Raw genomic sequence first — 16,532 nt, forward strand, 5'->3', positions numbered from 1 at the left:
TCCCCTCAAATTTATTTTAAATTATAATACTACCAAACTATTCCTTTAAATTACAAATAATGATAGATTAAGAGAAGTGTGATATGGATATACATTCCAAAGGAGGATATTAATATTGAGTAAATCTATTGTTCTACGTTGTGTCTTAACCTGTCTGTTCTTCCTTAGCTCGTTGTCTTTGCTGTCCATCCCTGCCGGTGCGGAGCAATCAGCGGCTGCCAATGGGCGCAATCCGATTGTTCTTGTACACGGTATTGGAGGCGCTGGATTTAACTTTGCCAGCATCGAAAGAGCGCTAATAAACGAAGGCTATTCCCGAAGTGACCTGTACGCCATCGATTTTCTGGACAAGTCGGGAAACAATGTCACCAATTCACGTCAGTTATCCGCCTATATTGATGATGTCCTGCGGAAGACCGGCGCCAGCCAGGTTGATATCATTGCCCATAGCATGGGCGGAGCCAACACCCTGTATTATATCAACAACCTCGGTGGTGGTAAAAATATAGGCAAAGTCGTTACGCTCGGTTCTCCCAATCGGCTTGTAGCCCGTTCCGCTCCAAACGGTATTGATTATACCTCCATCTACAGTACGTCGGACTTTGTTGTAAATAATACGTTATCTCCTCTGAACGGGGCGAACAATATTCGCATTTTCGGGGTAACCCATATCGGCCTGTTGACTGACCGTGGTGTTCAAAGCCATATCATGAACGCTTTAAAGTAAAAACAAAATATAAAGAAGGCGGGTATCCATACGGAAACCCGCCTTTTATTTGTACTTTCACTTTATCTGTGCTTTTCTCGGAGCACTCGGCAGTAAGGTTCAGGAGACGTTAGCATGCTCTTATTCTAAGGAACACAGAAAGTCTTATTTAGTCCCCAAGCCCTCTTTTTTAATCGTAAAGAACACCAGACGCGTTATTTCCTGGAATCTCTTAAAGAAAAGCTAAAAACAGCTTCAAAATTCGATAAAATTTACCCGCGCAGTCTCCGGGAACTTAGGGCGTGATGACCATTTTGCAGGAACGTGCTGCGTGTATTCTTCATCAGTTCAATCCGGCGTTCAGCCAGACGATCTGCGGCAATATACGTTGCGATGCCTTCGGTCCGTGACGTGTCGAAGATTTTCTCCAGATTATTGTAAATCTCCCCAACCTTGCTATACGCTCGATCCGCGTTATAGCCGTTCAACTCGTCCGCAATATTGATTACGCCGCCTGCATTTATCACGTAGTCTGGTGCGTATACAATCCCCATCTCATGCAGCTTGTCACCATGACGCGGCTCCAGCAGCTGATTGTTGGCACAGCCTGCCACAACCTTGGCCTTGAGCTGTTTCAACGTATCATCATTAATTGTCCCGCCCAAGGCACACGGAGCATAAATATCACAATCCACTCCAGTAATGTCGGCAGGGTCTACCGCCTTAGCACCGAATTGATCCACAGCCTGCTTCACGGAGTCCTTACGGATATCGGTCACAATCAGATGCGCACCTTCTTCGTACAAATGTTTGCACAGACGCATCGCCACGTTGCCCACACCTTGTACAGCCACGGTTTTGCCTTCCAGCAGATCTGTGCCGAAGGCTTCCTTCGCCGCGGCCTTCATGCCCTGATATACACCCCATGCTGTTGCCGGGGAAGGATTACCGGAGGAGCCGTAGCTTGGCGATATGCCTGTAACATAGTCGGTCTCCTGATAGATCAGATTCATATCTTCCTCAGTTGTTCCCACATCCTCTGCGGTGACATAACGTCCGTTCAGTCCCTGAATGTATCGGCCAAAGGCCCGGAACATCGCTTCATTTTTGTCACGGCGCGGATCTCCGATTATTACGGCTTTGCCTCCGCCCAGATTCAGTCCGGATACCGCATGTTTATATGTCATTCCCCGCGCAAGGCGCAAGGCATCTTCAATGGCAGCTTCCTCCGAAGCATAGGTCCACATCCGTGTGCCTCCCAGCGCAGGACCGAGTGTTGTATCGTGAATAGCAATAATTGCTTTTAATCCAGAGGCTCTATCCTGGCACAGTACCAGTTCCTCATAATCGTGATGTTCCATTGCTTCAAACCAGTTCATGTGTTAACCGTCTCCTCCAACCATTTTTGCGATCCATTCGCCTTCTTCAGTTCGTCTTCCACCCTCTATTGTACCCATGAATATCAAGTTTGTGCAAAATCACATCTGGATGTAACAAAAAGACCTTTCTCCCTCCACAGGGAAAAAGGTTCATATAATCCAGCTCAGCATGGCATTGTTAAAAGGGGTGTATCAACATGTAATCATGACAAGGTTTCAACCACGTTAATGGGATGCAAATCCCCACTCACGGCGAATGACGCTTGCCCGGTCTCTTCCGAGACCACCAGTACAACCGCATCCGTCAGTTCACTCAATCCGAGAGCAGCCCTGTGCCTTGTGCCAATCTTCCGTTCACGCGCAATCGCCTGTGACAAAGGCAGTACATTACCCGCAGATACAATCTGATTGCCTCGAATCAGTACAGCCCCATCATGCAGAGGCGCACCCGGTATAAATAAAGACTCCAGCAATGCATGAGTAACCCGGGCATCGACTGCAACTCCTGAATGGATAATCGGTTCAAGCGGCACTTCCCGTTCAATCACAATGAGAGCACCATATCTGCGATCAGACAAATGCTGTATACTGGTAGTCAGTTCGGCAAATTTCTCCGTGAAGGGTGACAGATAACAATCCAGATAAAAGGAAGACGCAAGCACCTCGATCTGCTTGATCTCGGCCCGAATCTCCGCAAATTGGCCCAGCAAACACACACTGTCATTATCAAAGGTGGATAACGTCAGATTCATTCGCTCTGCCACACGATGAAGATCTCCTTTGAGTTTCTGTCTCATGGACGAGCTGTCGCAGTCTGCTTGCCGTTTCATCATGGTCTACCTCCTCACCCTTGGCATCTCGCTCATCATTCATAATTACCCATACGTTTCCCTCAGCTCCGGGCATTTATGCAAAATAAAGCCTGTCCGCAATGATTGCGGACAGGCTGATTATCCGTATATTTACCTTACTGCTTATCTTATTGCGCTTTACCGTACGAACCTGCCTTGAACGTTGTAGGATCATACCATTTATATCCGGTAGCCGGTACAGCCCATGGCTCCGTTTGCGGCTCGGTGGATGAAGCTGGAGCTTCAATCGCAAGCAGACTGGTCGGTGTATCCAAGGTCAGTCCAGACACCTGAGCCAGACTCGTATAGCTTTCTTTTACAGCAAGCCATTTCACGGTATTCACAAGGAATACACCATCGTTCACTTCCTTGAAGCCGTTATACGTTGTTTTGGCAGCGCCTGTTTCTTCACGAAGATATTTTGGAGTGGCATCTTCAACAGGTGAGGAGTCACCAATAAATGCCGCTTTACCTGCTCCTACCTTGGCAATCGCTGCGTAGGCTCCTTCAGCCCGTCCGCCGCCATTGTATACGCCCTGATCGACCGCGTTGCCCCATTTGGATACACCGCTAGGCACATATACCAGACCTTTAGCTTTGTTTGGATCAATAATAGCAAGGGTAGAACCTGCATGCATGGCTACAGCGCTCACTCCGGTTGTAATGCCGAACGACTGCGAAGGTGCAACGATATCCGTTGTATTCACGTCACCCAGTGCATTGTAGCGGAAGCGAATGCCGAAGTTGGATGCCAACCAGTCGGAGCTGGTCACGCCTTGCATGGCTGGAGATTCGGCTTCTGCCGACGACATACCTTTGGCCGGATTCAGGAATGCACCACGGCGATAGCCGTTGAACACTTCGGAGGAATCCCAGCGGTTTTTGTTCCGGTCTGCATTATAATGATCGGCAATGAAGAAGACACTGCCACCATTCTGCACATATTGCAGCAGTGCTGCCTGCTCAGTAGCTTTGAACGGCACGTTCGCTTCGCCGATAACGAAGACATCATAATCTTTCAATTTATTAAAGGTGATGGCTTGCTCACCAAAGGTATACGGGATGCTGCGTTCCAGCTGATCCACGGTAAAGCCTGCGTTTCGCAAACCATTCGCAAAGTCCGAAAATGCCCCATCAATAACCCAGTCCGCAGCCCCGGCTGTCTGAGCATGCGCGTTGTCGAACAATACTTTCTTCCCAGTACCATCCGGCAGCGTTGTGCCTGGATCAGGATTAGGATTCGTTGTTCCAGAGGAGAGCGCGATTGAGGTAGGATTCTTCACCCCGGCATAGCTGTTATACGCACCCAGCGTTCCGGTTACGATTACCTTCTGCCCTACAAGATTCGGGTTGGAGGCCAGTCCATATTGCGAACGGTACGACGCTGGAATTTGCACGTCGAGCAGCTTCGCGTTAGTCTTCTCTGTCGCTGAATCTGCAATCAGGAAGTTGAAATCATTGGCGTATGGAGATGTAAATTTGGCTGTAAGCGATCCGGTAGCATGTCCAACAATATATCCTTCCACCGTTGCTGTTGCTCCGCCACTCTGGGCAGCGATGGCCTGCGATACCGTAATTGGTGCTGCTGCCGCCTGAACAGGACCTTGCGAACCAGGTTGAAGCAGTGCTGTTGCCATCATAATAAAGATCAGGAATGCTCCGATCCAATGCTGCCATATCGCTTTCTTCATACTTGCCTTCTCCTCCTCATAATTACCTGATAATGGGTTATCCACCTTTAATTTAATCGTTCATATGCTGAATTCCTCTTTCTTTTTGTAAAATGTTTGAAAAAACTTTTGGAACTTCCATGGCTTGCCTATACTGTTTAACAAAAGTATCCCAAAGGAGACCTGTATGATGAAGCTTCTATTCCTTCTGCTTCTGCTGATTGTTCCGCTTATTATGGCTTTTGTTGCGCTTCGTTCCCGGATGTTGACCCGCATTTTCCATATACTTGCCCTGCTCTGCTTTTATAGTGCGGCCACTGTCATTGCAGGCGATGTGTATGCTACTAATGCCCATATGACAACATTCACCACGGAAATCCATCATTTTCTGTTGAATGGATGGTTTCTTTATCCGTCCGCATATCTGGGTGTGTACATTCCATATTTGCTGTGGATGAGCCTTTTTTCGAAAAAAAGTTAAGTTTATTCGAGTCTTGCCATTGCATTTTGCCGTCGTTCATTGCATAATGAACATATAACTATGATAATGATTATCATTATTGAGCTTGTCTCTAGTCTTCTGTTTACTGTACATGACTTAACGATTCTATAGATGAAGGGGAACGAACATCGAATGAATACAACTCTGCAAAAGGCTGATCTGCAGCTTGACGATTACTTGGATCTTCTGAACCTGGCAACCAATCTGGGTGATACGAAATGGCAAAAGGAAATTATTCGCAAGCTGGCTTATACTTATCCCGCAGTCGAATGTAAACAACCACAATAGCATTGCTACATTTTACATAGCTCATAACCCCTCCTTTACACGGATCGGTTATTGGGCTATTTTTGTTTTACTAGGAGGGGACAGCGATGCAATTGGAAACCGAACGACTTATCATCCGGGATATTCTGGAGACTGACTGGGAAAGCATACATAGCTATACATCCATGACAGAGGTTACTCAGCATACGGCATGGGGACCGAATACGGAAGAAGATACGCGGGCTTATGTGGAGTTTGTACTGAATTCACAGCAAACAAAACCACGAGAGGGCTTCGAACTGGCGATATGTTTGAAAAATGAGGGCATCCTGATCGGCGGTGTTGGCCTTCACATCGAAAAGACGAACGCAGAAATCGGTTATGTCCTCAATCCCGCTTATCAAGGAAAAGGGTATGCTACGGAAGCGGCCAAAGCGATGCTTGGTTTTGGCTTCAACACCCTCGGCGTACATCGTATCTATGCGAAATGCCGCCCGAACAACAAGGCTTCAGAGAACGTTATGCAGAAGATTGGCATGCAGCGTGAAGGTCTGATGCGGGAGCATTGGTTCTACAAAGGGAAATATCATGATTCGTGTCTATATTCGATTCTAGTAAAGGAATATGCGGACGCAAATGTTGGATGTTAATCCCCCGTGCGGCGGGCTGCTATCTCAATCGGGGGGTGAGTGAACAACCTGTGTATGATGCAGGGAGGGCGATAACGCATCCTCGTGCCCTCCTTTTTATCATGTATGAGTTTTCTTGGATGGGAGTCATTAGACATAAGAAAAACCACCTCATGATCAGGTGGCTAATACGGCTATCGTTTCCCGTTACTTTACTGACGCTTCGCTTTGCATGATTTCTTCTAATATTTTTTTACCTGTAAAGTCTATCATCATTCCTTGAGAAGGTTCTTTTTTAGTAATCCATTTTTTTAATTGAGCAAAATAATTATCTATAAGAGAATTTGAGAAAAAAGAATAATTGGATAGCAATACAACTCCTACACGGAGCTCCTTGTTGAAAGCTAGATAACTATTAAAACCAGCTGAACCCCCGTTATGCCAAAGGATACCTTTATCTAGAAGTTGATCCTCACCCCAGCCAAAATAACGGTTTGAATCCCCGATCCATATAGGGAGATGACTTTTTTGTAGAGTAGCGGCTATCGGACTATCATCATTTAGATTGGCTTGGACAAATAAACTCAAATCCCTAACCGATGACTTAATACCTCCAGCTCCTTCATGTATAGCAAGATCCCAATGAGGGACTCTTTTCCCAGTTGAAGCATGTCCATTCAAAAACCTGCCATTTTGTTCTAAATTAAGCATAACGGCTGTCTCATTCATCCTTAATGGGCTTGTGATATATTTTTTTAACAAGTCGTCATACGTACTTCCTGACACCTTACATAGTATGTATCCTAGTAAACCCACACCGATATTGGAATATGCAAACGAACCAATGCTATCCGTGAAATCAGCATTCGATAAAAAAGCAGTTAAATCTTGCTCGGTATACATTGAATAAGGATTGGATCTTTTTTTAGCCATATTGTGGTTGGTTGCCAATATAGGTAATCCAGAGGTATGAGTAGCAAGGCTTCTCAAGGTAATCTTATTCAAATAATCGTTTTCAACGTTTTGCACGAACTTACTAACCATGTCATCCGAGGAAAGCAATTTTTCTTTTTCCATTTCTAATAAAAGTATGGATGTAAAAACTTTGGTTATGGAGCCGATCTCAAACAACTTATGTTCAGGAGGGATCAACCTTTTCTTTTTATTATTATCAAATGAATAGTATTCAACATCTCCCTCCCTAACAATCCCGATAACAAGCTGTAAATGTTTCTTATCTTTTGTGTAATCTGAAACACAACTTTGTAAATCCATCATAGTAAAATTTACTCCTTTTTTTTGATTCTTTCATTACTCGAATGCTGGAATTACGTTGATCAATCTATTTTGGGCAAACCAATCTATGTATTCGTTTCCAATTCCTGATTTTCCTTCCCCGTTAGCTTAACAAGATTACTTTATTAATGTTAACCACGCCAAAAAAGCTGACCCCGAGTAAATCGGACATCAGCTTTTTCCACCTCTCCGTAACGACCCCAATCGCCATCGAAGGTACAACCCTATTCAAATTGCTTTCATTACAATCGGCACAGCTCTACTGGGCAGCTTGGAAATGTGGGACATCCGCACATGCAGCGCAAGGCTGCCAGGTCCCGAATCATCAACTTTCCATCCATGGTGTCCAACGTCCCCTGTTCTTTCCAGGCTCCCAACATACGTGTTACACTCTCCCGCGTTGCACCAATCATCTCCGACAACTCGGTATGATTCAGCTTCATGTCGAGCACGATGCCATCCGGCGTAACTCTGCCATACGAGTTGCTGGCACGAATGAGCGTCGATGCAAGCGCACCTGCCTTGCCATAGAGCAGCAGGTCCCGAAAACGCGATTGGGTGATGCGCTGAGCCAGCGCCATCCATTGCAGGAATTTCAAGGCAAGATCGCCATGTTTGCTAAGCACACTTTCCAAGTCACTGAGCGATACGATCCCCAGTTCTCCTTTGCCTGTCATCTCTGCACTGTAGCTATGAGTCAACCCGCCGATACCGCCAAACTCTCCAATCAGATCCCCGGTTTGCTGAATCGATAAAATGATTTCTTTCCCATCCTCAGTCGACTTGGTCAGCTTCACTCTTCCCGAGCGAATGTAGTACAGGTATCCGGCTTCATCACCTTCCAGAAAGAGACTGTACCCCGACTTTACCCGTTTCGGCTGCATTTTCGCTTCGATCAAGCCCCATTGTTCAGCTGTCACGAACGAAAGGATTCCACCTGTCTCCCGTGTCATCTTGCTCGCCTCCGTCTGTTCATGTTGTGTCGCCTGGGTTGTTCTTTCTTTAAATACCGTACCCATTACCATCGTCCCCCTCGGTGTTTCCTTATGTATCCATCATACCGCGAATTTAGCGTGAGGGTTATCGGGGGATTACCTGAACCTCACCGGGAAACTCCCTGAATTTGCTGTGAGATAAATCACACTTATGAGGTACCTTTACGACTCCGCAATTGAAAAAAGCCTTGCCCTACACGGCCTGGATGCCGGTCCATACACAGGATCAGCAAATTACAGAATGGAAATAGGGGTTTTCCCTGAATTACATTACGGAAGAAAGGGGCTACAATAGAAGCAGTGGCGAAATACCCTTATTTTAAGATGTTCCCTGACTACAGGTTAACGATATTGATAATGATTACACCGCTACGGTAAGATTCCAAAAAAGGAAGTGTCCTCTCATGCATGATGAACTGCCATCCGGCATTCAGGAGATGATCGACGGCCTGCGCCTGAATACCTCCAGCGATTTTTGCGGACTGGCCTGCCTGTCCGGGACGATGCTGCGCTGGAAGTATACATCCGGCGCCAGCAACGAACGGGTGAAACGCATGGAGATGCGTCCCGGACAAGACCTGGTTGGCACAGCGCTTCGGACTGGACGCACCGCTCTATCTGATGCACAATCCACCGGGGAGCATACACCCGGTCGTTGTCCATTAATGCTTGCGGAGCGGTTGGTCTGTGCCATAGCAGTCCCTGTGTTCCAGCAAGGAAGCTTACCTGGTGCTGTGCTGCTCGTTGGCAGCAGACTGCCTTGCGCGTTCTCCCCGGAGATCGTCCGTCAGACTGAACAGGTCGCTATACACTTGCAGCCAAAAGTATTTGGATAAATACAGCTATCAGTAATACGCTAAGAAGTCTTGTTATTTCCTTATGGGAGAAGTAGGCGGATAGAGAATCGAAGCTATTCAGAGATTAACCTCTGAATAGCTTTCTTTTTTTGGTATGATAAAGAAAGAACTGTGGAACCGGACAGGAGGAAAATGATGTGATTCAATTATTAGTGGTCGACGATCATGTAGTTGTACGCTCCGGGCTGATTGCCCTGCTCGAAGGAAAGAATGATATACATATTGTTGGAGATGCAGCAGATGGTGACGAAGCTATTGCCAAGGCACAGGAACTGAAGCCGGATGTGGTCTTGATGGATTTCAGCATGCCTCCAGGCAAAGATGGTCTGACCGCTACCGCTGAATTGAAGAAATTGATGCCGGATATCTCCATTCTGATACTGACCATGCATGACGATGAAGAATATCTGTTCCGCGCCATCCACGCTGGAGCCTCCGGATATATTCTCAAGAGTGCGCCACATGAAGAATTGCTCGCCGCTATTCGTTGCGTAGCAGAGGGTAGCGCCTATCTGTATCCAAGTGCGACCAAGCGGCTGATGAGTGAATATCTGGACAAAGCGAAGCAGGAGAACGCCGGACCGTATGACACGTTATCCGAACGGGAGAAAGAGATTTTGTCCTGGATTGCCAAAGGTTATGCCAACAAGGAAATTGCTGAACTTCTGGTGATCAGTGTCAAAACAGTCGAATCCCACAAAAGCAATCTGATGGAGAAGCTCGGCCTTCGAACCAGACCGGAACTGGTGAAGTTTGCGATGAAAAAGGGGTTGCTGAACTTTGAGTAGCACACGTGAAAACAGACTTAGCGGATTTGCCGACCAGCCTGTGCGTCAATTATTGGAGGAAATCGACAGTCACATTACAGATACTGAATTCCGCAGCAGACTGAAAGGTTCTCTGCATCAGCTCAGTGATCTGAAGTTTGCCCTGGATGAATCGTCCATTGTAGCCCTCACAGACCGCAAAGGAAAGATCCAGTATGTGAACGATAAATTTTGCGAAATCTCACAATATGATCGGGAAGAATTGATCGGTCAGGATCATCGGATCATTAATTCGGGTTATCATGGCAAAAACTTTATGAAAAATCTGTGGGAAACCATCTCTTCCGGACGAGTGTGGAACGGAGAAATCCGCAACCGTGCCCAGGATGGCAGCCATTATTGGGTGAATACAACCATCGTGCCTTTTCTCGATAATGATGGTGAGCCCTATCAGTATTTGGCCGTACGTAGTGAGGTCACCAAGCTAAAGCGGGTCGAAGCCGAGCTACAGACGATGATGACCCAGGTCATGAATATTCAGGAAGAAGAACGACGTCGCATCTCCCGCGAGCTGCATGACGGCATTGGACAGAGTCTCTTCTCCCTCGTCATTCAGATGGATCGGCTGCTTGCGGATCAACCCCAATCTGGTGTGGAAGCACTGCGGAAACAGGTCACGGGTATTATGGAGGACGTACGCGGCATGGCATGGGAGCTGAGACCGTCTGTACTGGATGACCTCGGCGTCGTTCCGGCCATTCGCACGTATATCGAGAACTATACCCGGCACTACGGAATTGAAGTGGAATTGGAATGCAATCTGCGAAAAAGGCTGGAGATGAACCGGGAGATCGCGATGTATCGTATTATCCAGGAGGCTTTAACCAATGTGGCCAAGTACGCCGATGTGTCAGAAGCTCATGTGACGGTGAAAGATTCGGAAGAGGGCACTCTTGTGAAAATCGAGGACAGAGGTGCAGGGTTCAACGGTACGACGGCTGGCAACGGCGTTGGTCTGTTTAGCATGGAGGAGCGTGCCCGCGGAGCCGGAGGTACACTAACGATATCTTCGGAGCCTGGGGAAGGAACTGTAGTTACCCTCTGCCTACCCAAAACCGTTCATTAACTCGATCCAACCTGCACTTTATATAGAAGACTGTTTACGGATGAGCTCCGTGAACAGTCTCTTTTTCGCTTTATGACTACATACCGCTCCCCTTTCATCATCTTCCGATTGGTAAAAATGACAAAATGAAAGCTCTGAATCGGATAAATTCAACATTTACAATAAATATATTGACTCCAATTACGATTCGTCATTAAAATATGAATGCTACATACACATTGTACGTAGATCCTATCATAATTTTTTATTCTATATAGTTAAAAAAAAGGATGGTCAATCATGTCAGAGAAACGCTCCTCCAAAGGGGGAGAGATCCCGCAACTGCACAATTTGGATGCAATCGATCGTAAAATCATTGCCGCTCTTCACCAAAATAGCCGGATATCCTACACCGATCTGGGTGCACAGATCGGTTTGTCCCGTGTGGCCGTTCAGGCCCGCATTAATGCTTTATCCGAAAAGGGAATCATTGAGCGCTTCACCGTGGTCATCAATCCGGGCAAAGTGGGACTCCAGGTCTCTGCCTTTTTCAATGTCGATGTAGAACCGCAATTTCTGGATGAAGTAGCCGCGAAATTGGACGAAGAACCCGCAGTAACCAGCCTCTATCATATGACAGGCCCGAGTACCCTGCACATGCATGGTATTTTTGCAGATATGGAAGAGATGGAGCAGTTTCTGCTGGAGAAGCTCTACAAGATGCCCGGCATCGTCAAGGTAGAGTCACAGCTGTTGTTAAAACGATATAAAAGCCGAATGGGCATGAGACTCTAGGAGGAAATCAGCATGAGTTGGAAAGATTACAACGGTCTCGTCATCGGGATGGTACGAACCGGAATTTTGGGATATGGCGGTGGCCCTTCGGTTATTCCGCTGATCCGTTATGAAGCCGTTACCCGCTATAAGTGGGTAAGCGATGATGAATTCGGCGAGATTTTGGCCATTGCTAACGCCCTGCCGGGTCCCATTGCCACCAAGATGGCCGCATATCTCGGGTATAAAACGAAGGGCGTGCTGGGCGCCATTGTGTCGGTTCTGGCCCACATTTTGCCGACGAGCATCGCCATCATTGCGCTTCTTGGTTCCATGTACGCGCTGCGCGAATCAAAAATTGTAGCAGGCATGGTGGCAGCTGTTCGCCCGGTTATTTTTGTCATGCTCGGCATGATGGCTTACGAATTCGCCAAGAAAGCATGGAAGGGACTCGGCACAACCTTTGCCGCCCTGTTCGGTGTTCTTGCATTTGTAATGTTGCAGTTGCTCGATATTCACCCCGGTATTGTCATTGCCGTCTTCCTCGGATATGGCGTCTTCCATCTGGATGTAGTCCAGCGTTTCAAATCCAGGGGCAACAGTTCCGACAAGGGGGTGTCCTAAGCGATGCTTCAGACATGGTGGGAATTGTTTTGGGGATTTTTTGTAGCCAATATATTGGGATACGGGGGCGGCCCTGCCTCCATTCCGTTAATGCAGGAAGAGGTGGTCAATCACTATAAGTGGATGACCACGGAACAATTTGGGGATGTACTCGCCATCGGCAATGCACTTCCCGGTCCGATCGCGACCAAAATCGCCGCATTTGTCGGTTATCAGGTGGCTGGCTGGTTTGGTGCATTCATCGCCAGTTTTGCCACCGTTGTGCCCTCGGCTGTTGCATTAATTTTGCTGCTCCGCTTGCTGAACAAGCATCGTACTTCCCCAAAGGTGAAAGGTATGACCTTGCTTGTACAGCCGGTTATCGCTGTACTCATGATCTTGCTTACGTGGGAATTCGGTCAGGTATCCACCAATTCTATCGGCATTTGGCAGACGCTGATCATTGCAGGTATCTCGCTCTGGGTCATGACCAAGACCAAGCTGCATCCAGCCATCCTGATTGTCATTGCTTTTGCATACGGTGCGCTGGTTCTGTCTAATACGATGTAATTCATTCATAAACATACTAAAGGGACGTTCTGGAACAACGTGTTTTTATATCCAAAGTGGATATAGGCACATGTTTCAGGGCGTTTTTTTGTATTTCAAGACGCCCACCTCATGAGCAATGTGTTTGCCCATTAAAAAAACGGTGACGCCAGCATGGAAGCTGGCATCACCGTATAGGGGATTGCTTGTTTTACCTTCGTACTTGATACAGTTATTATTTTGCCTCAACAACTACAGCCACTTTGGTTTTCACACCTGCATAAGTCACCGTAATGGTTGCTTTACCTTTACCATTGGCCTGAATGACGCCATCCTTCACCGATGCTGTTGCAATACGTGAAGACTTCCAAAGGGCTGGTTTGGATACGTTCGCTTCGCTGCCATCAACATATGTTGCTGTAGCAACCAAAGTTACCTTATCACCTGGCTTCATGGTCAGGGTGACCTTATCGGTTTGCAAATATTTCAGTGTATCCACATCGACTGCAACCGTTACCGTCTTGCTGCCGTACTTCGCTGTAATTTTTGCTTTACCTGAACCTGTTGCTTTTACTTTACCTTTAGTTACCTGAGCTACTTTGTAGCTGTTGGTTTTCCATTCCGCTTTGTCTGTGACATCACGCTCACTGCCATCGCTCAGATATGCAGTAACTGTAAGATCAGCGGAATCACCGGTTTTCAGGGAAAGAGCCGGTTCGGATGCTTCAATACGTGAAATAACGTCCACTTCAACCTGAATGGTCACTTTGTTGGAACCATATTCAGCCGTGATATTGGCTTTACCGCTGCTGTTCGCAGTGATAACCCCTTTTTTCACGTCAGCTACGCGGGAATTGCTTGATTTCCAAGTTGCATCGGAGGACACGTCCTTGGACAAGCCATCTTCATCCGTTGCTGTGAGTACAATTTGCTGTGTTTCCTTGGAGGACAACACCACAAAGTTCACATCTGCCTCCAGCCCGCTAGCCATACCTACTTCAACAGGCAGCGTCAACGTTTTGCCTTCAATCTTGGCTGTGATGGTTACTTTACCTGTTGCAATACCCGTCACGACACCTTTGCTGTCCACTTCAGCGAGTTTTTCACTGCTGCTGCTCCAATCCGCATCTTCGGACACGTCTTTGGAGGTATCACCATATACGGCCAATACTTTCACAGACAATGTGCCACCAACGGCTACAGAACCTTTTTTCTTGTCCATTTCATACTTGTCTGGAACGTCTACATTTACGGTGAATTTAACGGTTTTGCCGCCGTATGCCGCAGTGATGGTCGCTGTTCCCGATTTATAGGCGATCAAGTCGCCGCCAGATACATATACAACATCCGCATTGCTGGATGTCCAAGTTGCTTTGGAAGTTACGTTCTCTGTACTTGCATCAATATATTCTGCATTGGCTACCAGTTTCTTGGTTTTGTTATCACCTGTAACGCTCATAGCCAATTTATCTTCGACACCCGCAATATCCAGATATCTTGCCGTATCCACGTCAACCGTGATTTCCACGGTTTTGCCGCTATACGTTGCCTTGATTGTCGTAGAACCTGCGCCAATTGCTGTAACCTGTCCCTTGAATACCGTCGCAACCTTCTCGTTGCTGGATGTCCATGTTGCCTGATCCGTTACATTTACATCAGCACTATTCGGGTAAGATGCAGTCAATACGACATTTGCCGTTTTATTGGACTCACTCAAACGGAAGAAAATGCTCTGTTTCTCCACGCTCAGTTTGCTTGTCAGATCCACATCCACATCGACCGATACGGATTTTGTTCCGTATTTGGCGGTAATTTTGGCAGAACCCGCCGAATAACCTGTGATTTCACCTTTTAATACGTCTGCTACTTTTTCATTGCTTGACGTCCACTCGGCCAGATCCGTTACATCTTTGGTTGTGCCATCTGGGTAGGTGGCTGTCAGTTTTACAGTTTCACTTTTGTTCAACAGCAGATTGACCTGCTTCTTGTCCACATCCACACGTTTAACAACCTCAACGTTAACATCCACAGTCACACTTTGACTGCCCACTTTACCTGTGATAACGGCTGTACCGGCGCTTTGTCCAGTAACTTTACCATTCACAACTGTTGCCACTTTCTCATCATCGGATGACCACTCAGCAACTTTGGATGCTTCTGCATTCGTCGTGTTATCACTGTAGGTTGCCGTCAAAATAATGTCTTTGCTATCTCCTGTGCGCAAGTCCAGCGACTGCACGTTTTTGGAAAGGGCTTTGACCTTTTTGGTTACATTCACCTGAACCGTCTGACTCTGGCTCTGATACGATGTTGTAATGGTCGCCGTACCTTCCTTTTTGGCAGTAATGGCACCATTATATACAGTCGCTATCGAAGTATCACTGCTACTCCAGGATGAACTAATTGTCACGTTAGCCGATGTATTATCGCTATATACTCCTGTCACCGTAACCGAACTGGAATCACCCACTTCGAGCGACAGCTCATTTTTGGAAACTACAATTTTGGACAGTTCTTTATCTGCCGCAGCGGCCAAGCCTACGTTGGAAATACTCAGCACCAATACCAGCATCATCACCATGTACTTGGTCAATCTTGGCTTTAACATCATTTCCCCCCGATTCTTATCATTTTGTTCCTTAGGTTTAATGTCGGCAAGTTCTTTCCAGATGTTTAGACTTTCAGGGAATTTTAAGGGGAATCCGCGGGAATTCATCCTTCCGACCTATCGAATTCCAAAGGATTCATACCCGCAAATATTACGCATAACCTATGTATAGTCACTGGATTTTTGACTTTATTTCATATGATCGGGGGAGAAACATGAGTCAGTCTTTTGATTACAAAGGATATTGGGAACAAACGTATAGCTCAGGCGAAACATCGGGAAGAGGTTCTTATGGTGTACTGGCTGAATTCAAGGCAGAGGTAGTAAACGGACTGATTCAGCGTGAGGGTATCTCCAGCGTCATTGAATTTGGGTGCGGGGATGGAAATCAACTGCAGTATATGAATTATGAGACGTATCTGGGTGTCGATGTGGCAGGTTCGTCGGTACGACTCTGCGCCTCCAAGTTTGCCAGCGATTCCTCCAAAAGCTTCATGTTATACACGCCAGGTCTGTGGATTAACCGCGGTTTCCTGCAAGCGGATCTTACCGTCTGTCTGGATGTACTCTATCACATTACGGATGAAACGGATTTCCGCAACACCCTTTACGACATCCTGCACTCTTCGTCAGAGTGGGTCGTGCTGTACACTCGATTGAAAGAAAACGGAAATTCAGGGGTTAGGACCATTGAGGATCGAAATATTTTTGATTATCTGTTCGACTATCCCGAGTTCAAAGTACAGGAGATTATTCCTCAACGATATCCCGATCAGTCCTCGGCCGACTTTGTCATCTTAAGACGCACACCTGAAATCAAAAATCAAAAATCAAAAATAAATCTGTGTGATCTAACATGTGAACCGGAGCCATTGAATCTCTACCAGGTCATTTCTAATAGAAACAAAGAATTAGCCCGGTGGCCTATCTATAAGATCCCTTCCATTACAGCTTCTACTTAGGTATGCTCCGCC

17 protein-coding genes are annotated in these 16,532 nt (G+C 46.7%); 11 read left to right on the forward strand and 6 right to left on the reverse strand.

Annotated features, from left to right (window positions below; translation table 11 throughout):
* Nucleotides 1-115 precede the first annotated feature (115 nt).
* Entirely contained in the window at nucleotides 116-727 is a 612-nt protein-coding gene (locus P364_RS0122495) for an esterase/lipase family protein (protein WP_052016714.1), read from the forward strand.
* 251 nt (nucleotides 728-978) lie between these two features.
* On the opposite strand, the gene P364_RS0122500 is transcribed toward P364_RS0122495, so the two are convergent.
* From P364_RS0122500 to P364_RS0122510, 3 genes are all read right to left on the reverse strand, one after another.
* On the reverse strand, nucleotides 979-2,085 hold the full coding sequence (locus tag P364_RS0122500; RefSeq protein ID WP_024632323.1) for a Glu/Leu/Phe/Val family dehydrogenase: 1,107 nt from the start codon (nucleotides 2,083-2,085) through the stop codon (nucleotides 979-981).
* A gap of 203 nt (nucleotides 2,086-2,288) precedes the next feature.
* Nucleotides 2,289-2,918 (reverse strand): sporulation-specific diadenylate cyclase CdaS, encoded by a 630-nt coding sequence (cdaS, locus tag P364_RS0122505; RefSeq protein WP_024632324.1) that lies wholly within the window; start codon nucleotides 2,916-2,918, stop codon nucleotides 2,289-2,291.
* A 146-nt stretch (nucleotides 2,919-3,064) separates the two neighbouring features.
* A complete protein-coding gene (locus P364_RS0122510) occupies nucleotides 3,065-4,576 on the reverse strand; it encodes a DUF6359 domain-containing protein (RefSeq protein ID WP_052016727.1) in 1,512 nt (503 codons plus the stop codon).
* Nucleotides 4,577-4,793: 217 nt separating this feature from the next.
* Between P364_RS0122510 and P364_RS0122515 the strand changes: the two genes are divergently transcribed.
* The 3 genes from P364_RS0122515 to P364_RS0122525 all read left to right on the forward strand — a co-directional run bounded on the left by P364_RS0122515 (nucleotide 4,794) and on the right by P364_RS0122525 (nucleotide 6,025).
* Nucleotides 4,794-5,087, forward strand: coding sequence for a hypothetical protein (locus tag P364_RS0122515; protein WP_143812648.1), 294 nt, complete (start codon nucleotides 4,794-4,796; stop codon nucleotides 5,085-5,087).
* 153 nt (nucleotides 5,088-5,240) lie between these two features.
* A complete protein-coding gene (locus tag P364_RS37875; RefSeq protein WP_162842450.1) occupies nucleotides 5,241-5,396 on the forward strand; it encodes a hypothetical protein in 156 nt (51 codons plus the stop codon).
* Nucleotides 5,397-5,482: 86 nt separating this feature from the next.
* A complete protein-coding gene (locus P364_RS0122525; RefSeq protein WP_024632327.1) occupies nucleotides 5,483-6,025 on the forward strand; it encodes a GNAT family N-acetyltransferase in 543 nt (180 codons plus the stop codon).
* A gap of 186 nt (nucleotides 6,026-6,211) precedes the next feature.
* Here the strand turns inward: P364_RS0122525 and P364_RS0122530 are convergent, their stop codons facing one another.
* Nucleotides 6,212-7,282, reverse strand: a complete 1,071-nt coding sequence (locus P364_RS0122530; RefSeq protein ID WP_024632328.1) for a serine hydrolase domain-containing protein — start codon at nucleotides 7,280-7,282, stop codon at nucleotides 6,212-6,214.
* A gap of 260 nt (nucleotides 7,283-7,542) precedes the next feature.
* Nucleotides 7,543-8,319 (reverse strand): Crp/Fnr family transcriptional regulator, encoded by a 777-nt coding sequence (locus tag P364_RS0122535; protein ID WP_024632329.1) that lies wholly within the window; start codon nucleotides 8,317-8,319, stop codon nucleotides 7,543-7,545.
* A gap of 380 nt (nucleotides 8,320-8,699) precedes the next feature.
* Between P364_RS0122535 and P364_RS0122540 the strand changes: the two genes are divergently transcribed.
* The 6 genes from P364_RS0122540 (at nucleotide 8,700) to P364_RS0122565 (ending at nucleotide 12,971) form a co-directional block, all read left to right on the forward strand.
* Nucleotides 8,700-9,131: a GAF domain-containing protein gene (locus tag P364_RS0122540; protein WP_024632330.1), complete on the forward strand. Its 432-nt coding sequence runs from the start codon at nucleotides 8,700-8,702 to the stop codon at nucleotides 9,129-9,131.
* Nucleotides 9,132-9,289: 158 nt separating this feature from the next.
* The gene (locus P364_RS0122545; protein ID WP_024632331.1) at nucleotides 9,290-9,940 is read left to right on the forward strand and encodes a response regulator; all 651 of its coding nucleotides are present in this window, start codon (nucleotides 9,290-9,292) and stop codon (nucleotides 9,938-9,940) included.
* Nucleotides 9,933-11,045 carry a PAS domain-containing sensor histidine kinase gene (locus tag P364_RS0122550; RefSeq protein WP_024632332.1) on the forward strand — a complete coding sequence of 371 codons (1,113 nt, stop codon included), beginning with the start codon at nucleotides 9,933-9,935 and terminating at the stop codon, nucleotides 11,043-11,045. The genes P364_RS0122545 and P364_RS0122550 overlap by 8 nt, the downstream gene beginning before the upstream one ends.
* Nucleotides 11,046-11,324: 279 nt before the next feature.
* Entirely contained in the window at nucleotides 11,325-11,819 is a 495-nt protein-coding gene (locus P364_RS0122555) for an Lrp/AsnC family transcriptional regulator (protein WP_024632333.1), read from the forward strand.
* A gap of 12 nt (nucleotides 11,820-11,831) precedes the next feature.
* On the forward strand, nucleotides 11,832-12,422 hold the full coding sequence (locus P364_RS0122560) for a chromate transporter (protein WP_024632334.1): 591 nt from the start codon (nucleotides 11,832-11,834) through the stop codon (nucleotides 12,420-12,422).
* Nucleotides 12,423-12,425: 3 nt separating this feature from the next.
* A complete protein-coding gene (locus tag P364_RS0122565; protein WP_024632335.1) occupies nucleotides 12,426-12,971 on the forward strand; it encodes a chromate transporter in 546 nt (181 codons plus the stop codon).
* A gap of 214 nt (nucleotides 12,972-13,185) precedes the next feature.
* Here the strand turns inward: P364_RS0122565 and P364_RS0122570 are convergent, their stop codons facing one another.
* Nucleotides 13,186-15,561 carry an Ig-like domain-containing protein gene (locus tag P364_RS0122570; RefSeq protein WP_036663153.1) on the reverse strand — a complete coding sequence of 792 codons (2,376 nt, stop codon included), beginning with the start codon at nucleotides 15,559-15,561 and terminating at the stop codon, nucleotides 13,186-13,188.
* A 212-nt stretch (nucleotides 15,562-15,773) separates the two neighbouring features.
* On the opposite strand from P364_RS0122570, the gene P364_RS0122575 reads away from it, so the two are divergent.
* Nucleotides 15,774-16,520 carry a class I SAM-dependent methyltransferase gene (locus P364_RS0122575; protein WP_024632337.1) on the forward strand — a complete coding sequence of 249 codons (747 nt, stop codon included), beginning with the start codon at nucleotides 15,774-15,776 and terminating at the stop codon, nucleotides 16,518-16,520.
* Nucleotides 16,521-16,532 lie beyond the last annotated feature (12 nt).

The sequence above is a fragment of the Paenibacillus sp. MAEPY2 genome (assembly GCF_000499205.1).
GTDB lineage: Bacteria > Bacillota > Bacilli > Paenibacillales > Paenibacillaceae > Paenibacillus > Paenibacillus vandeheii.

Excerpts from the sequence above, each read along its gene's own strand:
- P364_RS0122555 (WP_024632333.1), top strand. The coding sequence starts at position 11,325 with ATGTCAGAGAAACGCTCCTCCAAAGGGGGAGAGATCCCGCAACTGCAC.
- P364_RS0122530 (WP_024632328.1), bottom strand. The coding sequence starts at position 7,282 with ATGATGGATTTACAAAGTTGTGTTTCAGATTACACAAAAGATAAGAAA.
- cdaS (WP_024632324.1), bottom strand. The coding sequence starts at position 2,918 with ATGATGAAACGGCAAGCAGACTGCGACAGCTCGTCCATGAGACAGAAA.
- P364_RS0122535 (WP_024632329.1), bottom strand. The coding sequence starts at position 8,319 with ATGGGTACGGTATTTAAAGAAAGAACAACCCAGGCGACACAACATGAA.
- P364_RS0122510 (WP_052016727.1), bottom strand. The coding sequence starts at position 4,576 with ATGATGGCAACAGCACTGCTTCAACCTGGTTCGCAAGGTCCTGTTCAG.
- P364_RS0122515 (WP_143812648.1), top strand. The coding sequence starts at position 4,794 with ATGATGAAGCTTCTATTCCTTCTGCTTCTGCTGATTGTTCCGCTTATT.
- P364_RS0122540 (WP_024632330.1), top strand. The coding sequence starts at position 8,700 with ATGCATGATGAACTGCCATCCGGCATTCAGGAGATGATCGACGGCCTG.
- P364_RS0122560 (WP_024632334.1), top strand. The coding sequence starts at position 11,832 with ATGAGTTGGAAAGATTACAACGGTCTCGTCATCGGGATGGTACGAACC.
- P364_RS0122575 (WP_024632337.1), top strand. The coding sequence starts at position 15,774 with ATGAGTCAGTCTTTTGATTACAAAGGATATTGGGAACAAACGTATAGC.
- P364_RS0122525 (WP_024632327.1), top strand. The coding sequence starts at position 5,483 with ATGCAATTGGAAACCGAACGACTTATCATCCGGGATATTCTGGAGACT.
- P364_RS0122500 (WP_024632323.1), bottom strand. The coding sequence starts at position 2,085 with ATGAACTGGTTTGAAGCAATGGAACATCACGATTATGAGGAACTGGTA.
- P364_RS37875 (WP_162842450.1), top strand. The coding sequence starts at position 5,241 with ATGAATACAACTCTGCAAAAGGCTGATCTGCAGCTTGACGATTACTTG.
- P364_RS0122565 (WP_024632335.1), top strand. The coding sequence starts at position 12,426 with ATGCTTCAGACATGGTGGGAATTGTTTTGGGGATTTTTTGTAGCCAAT.
- P364_RS0122570 (WP_036663153.1), bottom strand. The coding sequence starts at position 15,561 with ATGATGTTAAAGCCAAGATTGACCAAGTACATGGTGATGATGCTGGTA.